The following is an 11,859-nucleotide window of genomic DNA, read 5'->3' on the forward strand; positions in this document are numbered from 1 at the left end:
GACCACCGGGTCCACGGGCGGGCCCTGTCCAGGGCGAACGGCCTTGGGCAAAGCGCCCCCGGAGTACGGGAGTTGCCGGAGGTGCGCGCTATGTTGAACGCGTGACCGACATCGAATCGCGCATCGACACCACCCGGCCCCACACCGCCCGGATCTGGAACTACTGGACCGGCGGCAAGGACAACTACCCGGTCGACCGGGCGGCCGGTGACGAGATCCGGGCTCTGCACCCCGGGATCGGCGCCTACGCGAAGGCGGACCGGTTGTTCCTGGGACGGGCGGTACGCCACCTGGCCGAGCAGGAGGGCATCAGGCAGTTCCTGGACATCGGAACGGGGCTGCCCAGCGCCGACAACACCCATGAGGTCGCCCAGCGCGTGGCCCCCGACGCCCGTGTCGTGTACGTGGACAACGACCCGCTCGTGCTGGCACACGCCCAGGCGCTGCTGGTCGGGACGCCCGAGGGCCGTATCGACTACCTGGACGCCGATCTGCGGGACGTCGACGGCATCCTGACCGCGGCGGCGAAGACGCTCGACCTCTCGCAGCCGGTGGCGCTGATGCTGCTCGGGGTCGTCATCTTCATCGAGGACGACGCGCAGTCCTACGGAGTCGTCCGTCGGCTCATGGACGCGCTCGCCCCCGGCAGCCACCTCGTCCTGTCCCACACGGTCACCCACCCCGACATGCCGGACGTGGACGAGGCGGTGGCGTTCTGGAACGAGCACGGCACCCCGAAGCTCACGCAGCGGACCCCGGCCGCCGTCGCCCGCTACTTCGAGGGCCTGGAACTGCTGGAGCCCGGGGTGGTGTCGTGCTCGGCGTGGCGGCCGGAGCAGGTGACGCCGGACGTCGCGATGTACGCGGGCGTCGGCCGCAAGTGACGGCCCCTTCCCGGGGCCGGCGTTCCTCGACGCCGGCCCCGGGAGCCTCACCCCGCCGCCGTCAGGCGGTACGGCGTCGGCGGACCGCTCCCACCACCGCGTCGACCACGAGGAACCCGGCCAGGGTCACCCCGAGGACCGGCAGCGCCCAGCCCAGCGCGGCCACGGCCGGAACGCCCAGGACGAGGACCGGCAGCGGCAGCCGCCGCCACGCCCCGCGCTCCGGGGCCCTGCCGACCGGCGCCGGCCGGTCGGCCCGGGTGGGCCGCCGCTGCCACCACATGCGGTAGCCCCAGACGATCACGGCCGTCAGGCCCAGTGCGATGAGAGCCAGCGCGATCTGGTTGACGATCCCGAACAGCACGCCCATGTGGCCCTGCACGCCCAGCTTGCTGAGCTTGTTCAGTGCCGGGTGGTCGGCCCAGCGGGTACGCGAGGTGATCTCACCGGTCGTGGTGTCCACGGCCACCCGGTCGTAGTGCACCGGCCAGGTGTTGTCGGTCTGCGCCACGACCCACGCGCTCGCCGCGTCCGCCGGAGGCGTCACCTCCACGGTTCCCCCGAGGCCCGCGCCCCGGGCCGCCGCGAGGGCCGCGTCGAAGTCCGCCGGGTCGGCGTCGGCCGCCGTGCTCCCGGAACCGCCGTGTCCGGCGTGCTCCGAGTGGTCCTCCGCCGGCGCCTCGGCGCCCGGGAGCGCCGTGTCCAGGGCTGGGGCGGTGCCGTTCGCCGCGTCCAGCAGCCGCCCGAAGCGCTCGCCGCCGTACTGCGACCAGGTGAGGCCGGTGGCGCTCAGGAACAGCAGCCCCAGCGCCAGCCACACTCCGGTGGCCGCGTGCCAACTGCGGGTCCGTCGCACCCCCCGGGCCGTACGGTCCGGAAGCAGCACGCCCCGCGCCGACTCGGCACGTTGCCCGCGGCTGCGCCCGAGCCACAGCACGAGGCCGCCCGCGACGGCCACCCACAGCCAGCTCGCGGCGACCTCGGAGTACAGGCGGCCCGTCTCACCGAGGTGGAGATTGCGGTGGAGGTCGTCGAGCCAGGTGGTGAGCGGCGTCGAACCGAACCAGGTCGTCAACTCGCCCCGCACCTCGGCGGTGTACGGGTCGACGAACACCGTGCGCTGGTTCTCGCCCAGCTCCGGCACCGCGAGCACCACCCGGGTGGTGTCCTCGGGGCCCGGCGGTGTGATCACCGACGCCAGTGTGCCCTCGGGGTACGCGGTCCGCGCCGCGGTGATCTGCTCGGAGAGCGGGCGCATCTCGTCGCCGACCCGCTCGACCCGCAACTGGTCGCCGTACACGAGCCGGTCGAGCTGGGGCGTGAACGTGTACGCGAGTCCGGTGAGCGCGGCCACCAGCAGGAAGGGGGCGACGAGCACACCGGCGTAGAAGTGCAGCCGGACCAGAAGATGCCGCACCTCCGCCCAGGAGCGGGCCGGTCTCTTCGCCGGGGTTTCGGCCGCTTCATGCTCGTGTTGCGTTATGTGTTCGGTTCTGTGGGACATGGGTGCTCCTCGGAGGGCGGACGGTGGCGGACGCGCGCCCGACGCCTCCCGCACGCACGCCTGATGGACGCCGGAACACGTCGGGCGTCGATGGCTGGTGCGGGGGAGGTCAGGCGGGGGTCGCCACGGGCGGCCCCCGCCGGGACCGGGACCGGGCGAGGAGCGCCCCGAACCGGATCCGCGCCACCACCGGCGGCGCCGGGCGCGGCCGGGGCGGGCAGGGGAGCGAGGTGGCCCACCGCAGGACGACGCGAGGGGCGACCAGGGCCGCGAGGCGTCGCAGGACCCGCTCCCCGTACAGCACGCACAGGGCCGTCCCGAGCGTGGCCGCCGCGTGGGCCCCGGTCATCCCGGCGTCCATGGCGTGCCCGGCGTGCGCGTCCATGGCAGGTCCGGCGGGCATGTGGTGCCCGTGCCCGGCGGGCATCCCGGGGTGCGGAGTCCCGCCGGGGGCCGGAAGGAAGTGGAAGGCGTTGTGCAGGGCGAACTGCGTCGCGCCGAGCACCAGCACCACGAGATCGAAGCGGTGGCGTCGCCGGCCGCCCAGGAACAGCGTCCCCTGCACGGTCAGGGCGAGGAGCAGGAGGCCGAGCATCCCCGGGCCGGGGAGGCGTCCGCCCGCCGCGACATGGCTCACCGCACCGAGGAGCAGGCATGCCGAACCGCAGAGCAGGCCCCTGGCCGCTCGCCTCGGCAGGCCGCCCGGTGCACGCATGGGCACAAGGTAGCCAGCCGCCTTCCGGGGCTCGGCGGCGGGCTCGGTGCCGCGGTCTCTTCCCATGAGGCAGTAGTCGGCCGGGTGGCCGAAAAGGTTCCCGTACGTGGCTGGATATAAAAAACGCCCCGGGCCCGGTGTGGCGTCGCCCACAGCGCGCCTCCGTTCGCACCCCTGTCCGTGCCCCGGACCCTGCCCGATCCCCGTGCCGCACCCGGGGGAACGGGATGCCTTCGGAGGTCCGGGCCGCGTCCGGCCGTGACCGGGATCTCGTTTTCCGCGGCCCGGGGCCCTGGCACTCTGGTCGGGTCACGGGGGACTCCAGCCGACGTCGTACGAACAGCGAGACGCCATGACCGCGACCACCGCCGCAGGAAACACCCACCACGCCCGCCGTGCGCGCACCGGCGGCCCCGGGGACGGCTCGAAGCTGATGGAGCACATCGCCGGCTGGGCGTTCGTGGTCGTGTTCGCGATGCTGGTCACCCAGCTCGGCCTGCTGTGACGGCCTGACGCGCTCTCCGGGCGGCGGGGCACGCGCAAGGGCGGGGCGCCCGCCCGGCACCCCGCCCCTGGAGATCGCGTACCCCGTGAACGCCTAGCTGATCGCCTTGATCAGCTCGCCGTTCCCGGTGTCACCGCTCAGCTCCCAGAAGAACGTGCCTCCCAGGCCCTGCTCGTTCTTGTAGGTCATCTTGGTGCCGATGGTCTCCGGGGTGTCGTAGCTCCACCAGTCGTTCCCGCAGTGGGCGTACGCCGTGCCGGCCACCGTGCCCGTGGCGGGGCAGCTGTTCTTGAGGACCTTGTAGTCCTCGATGCCGGGCTCGTACGTGCCCGCCGCCGCTCCGGTGGCGCTGCCGCCCGGCTCGGACTGCGTCACGCCGGTCCAGCCGCGGCCGTAGAAGCCGATGCCCAGCAGCAGCTTCTCCGACGGGATGCCCAGCGACTTCAGCTTGGAGATCGCGGCGTCGGAGTTGAAGCCCTCCGTCGGGATCCCCGGGTAGGAGGTCAGCGGGGAGTGCGGGGCCGTCGGGCCCTGCGCCGCGAACGCGCCGAAGAAGTCGTACGTCATCGGCAGGTACCAGTCGAGATGCTTCGCCGCCCCCGCGTAGTCCACCGCGTCGATCTTGCCGCCGTCGGAGCCGTCCGCCGTGATCGCCGAGGTGATCAGGTTGTCGTTCCCGAAGGTCTTGCGCAGCTCGCCCAGCAGGTTGCCGTAGGCGTCGCGGCCACTGGTGTCACAGGTGAGACCGCAGGCGTTGGGGTACTCCCAGTCGATGTCGATGCCGTCGAAGACATCGGCCCAACGGGGGTCCTCCACCAGGTCGTAGCAGGACTTCGCGAACGCGGCCGGGTTCTGCGCGGCCTCACCGAAGCCGCCGGACCAGCTCCAGCCGCCGAAGGACCAGAGGATCTTGAGGTCGGGGTGGAGCTCCTTCAGCTTGCGCAACTGGTTGAAGTTGCCGCGCAGTTCCTGGTCCCAGGTGTCGGCGACCCCGTCGACCGACTCCTCGGCGGTGTAGGCCTTCTCGTAGTCGGCGTAGGAGTCGCCGATCTGGCACTTGCCGCCGGTCACATTGCCGAAGGCGTAGTTGATGTGGGTGAGCTTGTCCGCGGAGCCCGACGTCACGATGTTCTTGACGTGGTAATTGCGGTCGTACGTACCCCAGTTGGTGAAGTATCCGATCACCTTGTCGCCCGCCGCGGTGGGGGCGGCATCGGCGGCGGCGGGCGCCGCGGCCGGCTGTGCGGCGGGGGTCGCGCCGGCCGGGGACATGCCCGCGACGCCGAGCAGGGTGGCGCCGAGGGCCGCCGTACAGGCGGCCGCGGCGAGCGCCCGGAGCCGGGCGCGGGGACGGTGCAGCTTGAGCATCGTGGCTCCTCGTGGGGGAGGGCTGGTGCGTGGGGGGGTGCTGGCCGAACACCGGGCGACTGCACCCGGTTTGACATGAACGCGTTAGGCGTTCGGTGGAACCGTAGAAGGACTAGACCAGTTGGGTCAATGGTTCGGACCAATTCGCTGATCTCCCGGCGGCCCTCCAGGCCGTCCGACCTGCCCGTTGCCCCGTGACGGGAGGCATTCGATCGGGCATACTCAACCCGCCACAGCCGATGACCGTGCCACCCGTGACCCGGGAGGGCAGGATCGGCGGGGCAGTCTGTTTTTCCCGGGTCACTTCCGGGAGATCACCCGGCGGCGCCTCTCCCACCCCGAGCGTGCGACCGTCGCAACGCCCGACAGGGAGGAGAGCGCCGTCATGTCCGACCGTGCCCCGCAGCCGGTGGAACGCCGTCTGCCCACCGAGGAGTCCCGGCAGCTCGTCGCGCTCGTCCGCGACATCGTGTCGAAGGAGATCGCGCCCCGGGCGGCCGAGGAGGAGGACGCGGGCGTCTTCCCGCGCGAGGTCTTCACCCTCCTGTCCGAGGCCGGACTCCTGGGACTCCCGTACGACTCCGCCCACGGCGGCGGCGACCAGCCCTACGAGGTCTACCTCCAGGTCCTGGAAGAACTGGCCGCCGCCCGGCTCACCGTCGGACTCGGCGTCAGCGTCCATTCGCTGGCCTGCCACGCCCTCGCCGGCTACGGCACCGACGAGCAGCGCGCCGCGCACCTCCCGGCCATGCTCACCGGCGGCCTGCTGGGCGCCTACTGCCTCTCCGAACCCGCCTCCGGCTCCGACGCCGCCTCGCTGCGCACCAAGGCCGTACGGGACGGGGAGGAGTGGGTCATCACCGGCACCAAGGCGTGGATCACCCACGGCGGCGTCGCCGACTTCTACACCGTCCTCGCCCGTACCGGCGTCGAGGGCCCCCGAGGCATCACTGCCTTCCTCGTCCCCGGCGACGCCGAGGGGCTGAACGCGGCGCTCCCCGAGAAGAAGATGGGGATGAAGGGCTCGCCCACGGCCCAGCTCCACTTCGACGGCGTACGGGTCGGCGACGACCGGCGCATCGGCGAGGAGGGCCAGGGCTTCGCCATCGCCCTGTCCGCACTCGACTCCGGGCGCCTGGGCATCGCCGCCTGCGCGATCGGGGTCGCCCAGGCGGCCCTGGACGAGGCCGTCCGGTACGCCACCGACCGGCGCCAGTTCGGCCGCCCCATCGCGGACTTCCAGGGGCTGCGGTTCATGCTCGCCGACATGGCCACCCAGATCGAGGCCGGCCGGGCGCTGTATCTGGAGGCGGCCCGGCTGCGTGACGCGGGGGAGTCCTTCTCCCGGCAGGCCGCCATGGCGAAGCTGTTCTGCACGGACGCGGCCATGCGGGTGACCACCGACGCCGTCCAGGTGCTCGGCGGCTACGGCTACACGCTCGACTTCCCGGTCGAACGGCTGATGCGCGAGGCGAAGGTGCTCCAGATCGTGGAGGGCACCAATCAGATCCAGCGCATGGTCATCGCGCGCCACCTCGCGGGTCCCGAGACGCGCTGAACCGCAGCGGCATCTCGGACCAGGAGGGCAGCGCCGCGGCCTGGTTCCACTCCGGGTCGCGGCGGCCGGGCAGCGTGCGGCCGGCGCTCTCCCACTGCCGGAGCAGCGCGCTGTAGATCGGCGGGTCCACCGGGGTGCCCATGGGTGAGGCCCCGGTGGAGCGGGGCAGCGGCTGGGCGGGCGCACCCGGCTGCGGAACCGATTCTTCGGGGGCGGGTGCGGCGAGTCTGCGGCGACCCGAACCGACTGGTGAATGCAGCGTGGTCATACAGGGCCAACGCGGCAGGACGGGCCGGGGTCACTGGCACCCCGATTCGAGCGCCCGTTCGCGGGGGCTCACGCCCCGCGCCGGTGCAGGTGCAGGGGAACCGCGGGCACCACGGCGGCCGGGCCGTCGTGGTGCTGGGCGGGCGTACGGCGTACGGGGTCAGGCGGCCTCGCGCCGCATCCGCGGCACACGCACCGGACGGGAGCCGGGCCCTCCGGCGTGCGAGAAGGGCTGCATCCGCCAGTCGAGGCCCTGGGGGAGCGTCAGCAGCAGCCCCGCTTCCTGCTCCTGGAGCTCCAGCGTCTCGTCCGCGGGCCGGGCGTCGCTCACACCGCGGCCGGTCCCGGCGCAGACGGTGAGGACGAAGGGGTTCCACGGCGTGGGGCACCGGGCGTGCTCCGGCAGGACGTCCTCGTCGGCCAGCAGCGCGATGGGCTGGGCGCAGTCCGGGCAGATCACCCGGACCATCTCGAACATGTCGTACGCGTCGGCGGTACCGTCGTCGTCCGGATCGACAGGCTCCGGTTCGGTACGTCCGGTGAGCTTCAGGCTCTGCATGGAAATTCCCCCCTCGGGTGGGCCGACAAGGCGCCACGGCCTCGACCACAGCAAGCACTTCCCGTCGCGCGTGGCCGATAACCGTGAGGCGGCCCGCTACCGACCCGCAGGCCTGTGGTGTTCGTCACATGCCGCCCGCAGGTGCCGTTCCGTGACCCGCGCGACTGTGCCGGGAGACGCCCTGGGCCATAGGTTGATCCGCATGGAGGAGCTGGACCGTCAGATTGTTGAGTTGCTCGTCAAGGACGGGCGGATGAGCTACACCGACCTGGGCAAGGCCACGGGCCTGTCCACCTCGGCGGTTCATCAGCGCGTCCGCAGACTGGAGCAGCGCGGGGTGATCCGCGGCTATGCCGCGGTCGTCGACCCCGAGGCCGTCGGGCTGCCCCTCACCGCGTTCATCTCGGTGAAGCCGTTCGACCCGAGCGCACCCGACGACATCGCCGAACGGCTCGCCGGGGTGCCCGAACTGGAGGCCTGTCACAGCGTCGCCGGGGACGAGAACTACATCCTCAAGGTGCGCGTGGCGACCCCGCTGGAGCTGGAACACCTGCTCACCCGGATCCGTACCCTCGCCGGCGTGTCCACCCGGACCACCGTCGTCCTGTCCACCCCGTACGAGGCGCGGCCCCCGCGAGTCTGAGAAGCCGTAGGGCCCCTCAAGGGGGGTCGCGGGGCCGGCGGGTCCCGGCAGGCGCGAGACTGGTCCCATGAGCCAGAGCACCGCCCCCCAGAGCGCCCCCGAACACCGCACCGTGCTGTTGCGCGGCGGCGACGTCCACAGCCCCGCCGACCCGTTCGCCACCGCGATGGTCGTCGAACGAGGGCACGTCGCCTGGGTGGGGTCCGAGGGGGCCGCCGACGCCTTCGCGAGCGGCGTGGACGAGGTGGTCGACCTCGAAGGCGCCCTGGTCACCCCGGCGTTCACCGACGCCCATGTGCACACCACCGCCACCGGCCTGGCCCTGACCGGGCTCGACCTCTCCGGCGCCCGTACGCTCGCCGAAGCCCTCGGCCTCATCCGTGCGTTCGCGAACCGCCACGCCGCCGGCGACGTCCTGCTCGGACACGGCTGGGACGCCGCCCGCTGGCCCGAGCGGCGCCACCCCTCGCGCGCCGAGCTCGACGAGGCGGCCGGCGGCCGGGCCCTGTACCTGCCGCGGATCGACGTGCACTCCGCGGTCGTCACGACCGCCCTGCTGGACCTCGTCCCCGGCGTCACCGGGATGACCGGATACCACCCCGACGCGCCGCTGACCGGCGACGCCCACCACGCCGTACGGGCCGCCGCCCACGGCGCGCTGTCGTCCGCCCAGCGGGCCGCCGCCCAGCGCGCCGCCCTCGACCACGCCGCCTCCCTCGGCATCGGCAGCGTGCACGAGTGCGGCGGGCCCGAGATCTCCGACGAGGAGGACTTCACCGGCCTCCTCGCCCTCGCCGCCGAGCGGCCCGGCCCGCGCGTCTTCGGCCTCTGGGCCGAGGAGATCGCGGACGAGAAGGACGCCCGGCGCATCCGGGAACTCGGCGCGATCGGCGCCGCGGGCGACCTGTTCGTCGACGGCTCCCTCGGCTCGCACACCGCCTGCCTGCACCAGCCCTACGCGGACGCCCCGCACACCGGCACCGCCCATCTGGACGCCGCCCGGATCGCCGCCCATGTCACCGCCTGCACCGAGGCGGGCCTCCAGGCGGGCTTCCACGCCATCGGCGACGCCGCGGTCGCCGCCGTCGTGGACGGGATCAGGGCCGCCGCCCGGACGCTCGGCCTCGACCGGATCCGGGCCGCCCGCCACCGCGTCGAACACGCCGAGATGCTCACCCCCGAGACCATCGCCGCCTTCGCCGAACTGGGCCTCACCGCCTCCGTCCAGCCCGCCTTCGACGCCGCCTGGGGCGGGCCGGAGGGGATGTACGCCGAGCGCCTCGGCGCGGAGCGGGCCGCCACCCTCAACCCGTACGCGGCGCTGCTGCGCGCCGGAGTGCCCCTCGCCTTCGGCTCCGACAGCCCGGTCACCCCGCTCGACCCCTGGGGCACCGTCCGGGCCGCCGCGCACCACCGGACCCCGGAGCACCGCATCTCGGTCCGCGCCGGGTTCACCGCCCACACCCGGGGCGGCTGGCGAGCCATCGGCCGCGACGATGCGGGCCTCCTGGTGCCCGGCGCCCCGGCCGACTACGCCGTCTGGCGCACCGCCGAACTGCTGGTCCAGGCCCCCGACGACCGGGTCGCCCGATGGTCCACCGACCCCCGGTCCGGCACGCCGGGCCTGCCGGATCTGACACCCGGGGCCGACCTTCCCGTCTGCCTGCGGACGGTGGTCTTCGGACAAACTGTCTACGTGCGACCGAACGAGTGACGTCGGGACATTTCGTACCGCCGATCGATGGCCCCACGGCTGGTCCGCGACCTGCGCCCCTTCGGCACTGACCAGGCGATTTCGGGAAAAGTCGCAGGTCGCACGACTGTTGACAGAACGCGCCCACCGGCCGGTAGGTTCGGCCGGGTCCACCACAGGACGTCCGACCGGTTAAACCTCCACGCAGTCGTCGAACGCCGCTGGGTCATGAGGTGGTGTGCCGCACCGGCCCACCACCGCCGACAGCCAGGTTCAGCGCCCGCGCCTCGGGGGCGAGGGAAGGTTGCGGCCGGTCGGAGGGTGGGACCCGGGTGGGGCCCGGACGTTCAGTAGACAACGGCTTTCGGTCGACCCGCAGCCAGCGGGTCCCAGGTCGGCCCGAAGGGCGCCGGGCCCCGATCCGCAGTTCCCACCGTGGGGGCGCGTTCTGCCGGCCGCTGTGCTGGATATGGTGTCCCCCTGTGTACGGACTCTAAGGGGCAGTAGTGAACGACGGCGGTCAGAGGCAGTTCGGCCCGCTCGGCAAGGTTCTGGTGATCATTCCGACCTACAACGAGGTCGAGAACATCGGACCGATCGTCGGCCGGGTGCGCACCGCCGTCCCGGATGCCGACATCCTGGTGGCCGACGACAACAGCCCCGACGGCACCGGCAAGGCGGCCGACGAGATCGCCGCGGCCGACGGCCAGGTGCACGTCCTGCACCGCAAGGGCAAGGAAGGGCTCGGCGCCGCCTATCTCGCGGGCTTCGCCTGGGGCTCCGAGCACGGCTACGGCGTGCTCGTCGAGATGGACGCCGACGGCTCCCACCAGCCCGAGGAGCTGCCCCGGCTGCTCACCGCGCTCAAGGGCGCCGACCTGGTCCTCGGATCCCGCTGGGTGCCCGGCGGCCGGGTGGTCAACTGGCCCAAGAGCCGTGAGGTGATCTCGCGCGGCGGCAGCCTCTACTCCCGGCTCGCCCTCGGCCTCTCCGTCCGGGACGTCACCGGCGGCTACCGCGCCTTCCGCACCGAGACCCTCGACGGACTCGGCCTGGGCGAGGTCGCCTCGCAGGGCTACTGCTTCCAGGTGGATCTCGCCCGCCGCGCGGTCGAGGCGGGCTATCACGTGGTCGAGGTCCCCATCACCTTCGTGGACCGGGAGATCGGCGACTCGAAGATGAGCCGGGACATCCTCGTCGAGGCACTGTGGCGGGTCACCGCCTGGGGCGTCACCTCCCGCACGAACAAGGTCCTGGGCCGCAAGACGCTCTGACCGCCCCCGGCGACCGCCCCGGCGAGGGCGGACCGGACCGCTTCATGATCACCCCCTTACGCCGCTTGCACGCCGTTGCGGGCACACTGGGGACATGACGACCGGCACTCCGCCCCCGACCCGTCCCCGGCGCTCGCGCGCCCGTAGATTCCTGCCGCTTGCCCTGGCCGCCTGGCTGGTCCTGGAGATCTGGCTGCTGACCCTGGTCGCCTCGGCCGCGGGCGGCCTCGCCGTCCTGCTGGTCCTGGTGGCTGGCGCCGTGCTCGGCGCCGTGGTCATCAAGAGCGCCGGCCGGCGCGCCTTCAAGAACCTCACCGAGACCCTCCAGCAGATGCCGGGACAGCCCGGCGCCCCCGCCACCCCGCCGGCCGCCCCCGCGGGCGGCAAGGGCTCCCGGGGCAACGGGCTGCTGATGCTCGGCGGGCTGCTGCTCCTGATCCCCGGCCTGATCTCGGACGCGGTCGGACTGATCCTGCTGGTGCCGCCGGTGCGCACCATGATCAGCCGTTACGCGGAACGCTCGCTGGAACGCCGGATGCGGGCCGCGTCGCCCGGCAGCCTCTCGGACGCCTTCCAGCAGGCCAGGATGCACCGTCCGGACGGAAAGGTCGTCCAGGGCGAGGTCATCCGCGAGGACGGCACCCAGGCGTCCTCCGGGCCCGACGACGACCCCCGGGGTCCCCGCCCGCCCCTCACCCCCTGACGGCCCACCTCCTGACCGGGGAGGGCATGCCAAGAGCCGCGGGGGGGGGGGCGCGGGGGGGGGGGGGGGCCCGGGCGGGGGGGGGGGGGGGGGTGGGGGGGGGGGGGGGGGGGGGGGGGGGGGGGGGTGAGGGGGTGGGGTCCGCCGGCGGGGAGGGGGCCGCCGCGGAGGGCCGCGCCGTCGTGG

At 73.3% G+C, this 11,859-nt stretch carries 12 protein-coding genes; 7 read left to right on the top strand and 5 right to left on the bottom strand.

Features of this window, described 5'->3' with window-relative positions; genetic code table 11:
* Nucleotides 1–101: 101 nt before the first annotated feature.
* Nucleotides 102–884, top strand: coding sequence for an SAM-dependent methyltransferase (locus ACIQPT_RS31145; RefSeq protein WP_401160715.1), 783 nt, complete (start codon nucleotides 102–104; stop codon nucleotides 882–884).
* Between the two features lie 61 nt (nucleotides 885–945).
* Here the strand turns inward: ACIQPT_RS31145 and ACIQPT_RS31150 are convergent, their stop codons facing one another.
* Together ACIQPT_RS31150 and ACIQPT_RS31155 are read right to left on the bottom strand one after the other, a co-directional pair.
* A complete protein-coding gene (locus tag ACIQPT_RS31150) occupies nucleotides 946–2,388 on the bottom strand; it encodes a PepSY-associated TM helix domain-containing protein (protein ID WP_401160716.1) in 1,443 nt (480 codons plus the stop codon).
* Nucleotides 2,389–2,497: 109 nt separating this feature from the next.
* Nucleotides 2,498–2,983 carry a hypothetical protein gene (locus ACIQPT_RS31155; protein ID WP_401160735.1) on the bottom strand — a complete coding sequence of 162 codons (486 nt, stop codon included), beginning with the start codon at nucleotides 2,981–2,983 and terminating at the stop codon, nucleotides 2,498–2,500.
* Between the two features lie 472 nt (nucleotides 2,984–3,455).
* On the opposite strand from ACIQPT_RS31155, the gene ACIQPT_RS31160 reads away from it, so the two are divergent.
* Entirely contained in the window at nucleotides 3,456–3,608 is a 153-nt protein-coding gene (locus tag ACIQPT_RS31160; protein ID WP_401160718.1) for an SCO1431 family membrane protein, read from the top strand.
* 93 nt (nucleotides 3,609–3,701) lie between these two features.
* Here the strand turns inward: ACIQPT_RS31160 and ACIQPT_RS31165 are convergent, their stop codons facing one another.
* Nucleotides 3,702–4,976 carry a glycoside hydrolase family 18 protein gene (locus ACIQPT_RS31165; protein ID WP_401160720.1) on the bottom strand — a complete coding sequence of 425 codons (1,275 nt, stop codon included), beginning with the start codon at nucleotides 4,974–4,976 and terminating at the stop codon, nucleotides 3,702–3,704.
* A 385-nt stretch (nucleotides 4,977–5,361) separates the two neighbouring features.
* Between ACIQPT_RS31165 and ACIQPT_RS31170 the strand changes: the two genes are divergently transcribed.
* Nucleotides 5,362–6,534, top strand: coding sequence for an acyl-CoA dehydrogenase family protein (locus tag ACIQPT_RS31170; RefSeq protein WP_401160722.1), 1,173 nt, complete (start codon nucleotides 5,362–5,364; stop codon nucleotides 6,532–6,534).
* On the opposite strand, the gene ACIQPT_RS31175 is transcribed toward ACIQPT_RS31170, so the two are convergent.
* Nucleotides 6,497–6,802: a hypothetical protein gene (locus ACIQPT_RS31175; protein WP_401160723.1), complete on the bottom strand. Its 306-nt coding sequence runs from the start codon at nucleotides 6,800–6,802 to the stop codon at nucleotides 6,497–6,499. The genes ACIQPT_RS31170 and ACIQPT_RS31175 overlap by 38 nt on opposite strands.
* Before the next feature lie 159 nt (nucleotides 6,803–6,961).
* A complete protein-coding gene (locus ACIQPT_RS31180) occupies nucleotides 6,962–7,360 on the bottom strand; it encodes a hypothetical protein (RefSeq protein WP_401160725.1) in 399 nt (132 codons plus the stop codon).
* Between the two features lie 202 nt (nucleotides 7,361–7,562).
* Between ACIQPT_RS31180 and ACIQPT_RS31185 the strand changes: the two genes are divergently transcribed.
* From ACIQPT_RS31185 to fxsA, 4 genes are all read left to right on the top strand, one after another.
* Entirely contained in the window at nucleotides 7,563–8,003 is a 441-nt protein-coding gene (locus ACIQPT_RS31185) for an Lrp/AsnC family transcriptional regulator (protein ID WP_015607305.1), read from the top strand.
* A 67-nt stretch (nucleotides 8,004–8,070) separates the two neighbouring features.
* A complete protein-coding gene (locus tag ACIQPT_RS31190) occupies nucleotides 8,071–9,717 on the top strand; it encodes an amidohydrolase (RefSeq protein WP_401160727.1) in 1,647 nt (548 codons plus the stop codon).
* Nucleotides 9,718–10,202: 485 nt separating this feature from the next.
* Nucleotides 10,203–10,970 (top strand): polyprenol monophosphomannose synthase, encoded by a 768-nt coding sequence (locus ACIQPT_RS31195; RefSeq protein WP_401160729.1) that lies wholly within the window; start codon nucleotides 10,203–10,205, stop codon nucleotides 10,968–10,970.
* 94 nt (nucleotides 10,971–11,064) lie between these two features.
* Nucleotides 11,065–11,673 carry an FxsA family membrane protein gene (gene fxsA / locus ACIQPT_RS31200; protein WP_401160731.1) on the top strand — a complete coding sequence of 203 codons (609 nt, stop codon included), beginning with the start codon at nucleotides 11,065–11,067 and terminating at the stop codon, nucleotides 11,671–11,673.
* Nucleotides 11,674–11,859 lie beyond the last annotated feature (186 nt).

Source organism: Streptomyces sp. NPDC091289 (genome assembly GCF_044757365.1).
Classification (GTDB): domain Bacteria; phylum Actinomycetota; class Actinomycetes; order Streptomycetales; family Streptomycetaceae; genus Streptomyces.

Bases quoted from the DNA above. Each gene is read 5' to 3' on its own strand.
- ACIQPT_RS31150 (WP_401160716.1), bottom strand. From the start codon at position 2,388: ATGTCCCACAGAACCGAACACATAACGCAACACGAGCATGAAGCGGCC.
- ACIQPT_RS31185 (WP_015607305.1), top strand. From the start codon at position 7,563: ATGGAGGAGCTGGACCGTCAGATTGTTGAGTTGCTCGTCAAGGACGGG.
- ACIQPT_RS31175 (WP_401160723.1), bottom strand. From the start codon at position 6,802: ATGACCACGCTGCATTCACCAGTCGGTTCGGGTCGCCGCAGACTCGCC.
- fxsA (WP_401160731.1), top strand. From the start codon at position 11,065: ATGACGACCGGCACTCCGCCCCCGACCCGTCCCCGGCGCTCGCGCGCC.
- ACIQPT_RS31170 (WP_401160722.1), top strand. From the start codon at position 5,362: ATGTCCGACCGTGCCCCGCAGCCGGTGGAACGCCGTCTGCCCACCGAG.
- ACIQPT_RS31155 (WP_401160735.1), bottom strand. From the start codon at position 2,983: ATGCTCGGCCTCCTGCTCCTCGCCCTGACCGTGCAGGGGACGCTGTTC.
- ACIQPT_RS31180 (WP_401160725.1), bottom strand. From the start codon at position 7,360: ATGCAGAGCCTGAAGCTCACCGGACGTACCGAACCGGAGCCTGTCGAT.
- ACIQPT_RS31160 (WP_401160718.1), top strand. From the start codon at position 3,456: ATGACCGCGACCACCGCCGCAGGAAACACCCACCACGCCCGCCGTGCG.
- ACIQPT_RS31165 (WP_401160720.1), bottom strand. From the start codon at position 4,976: ATGCTCAAGCTGCACCGTCCCCGCGCCCGGCTCCGGGCGCTCGCCGCG.
- ACIQPT_RS31190 (WP_401160727.1), top strand. From the start codon at position 8,071: ATGAGCCAGAGCACCGCCCCCCAGAGCGCCCCCGAACACCGCACCGTG.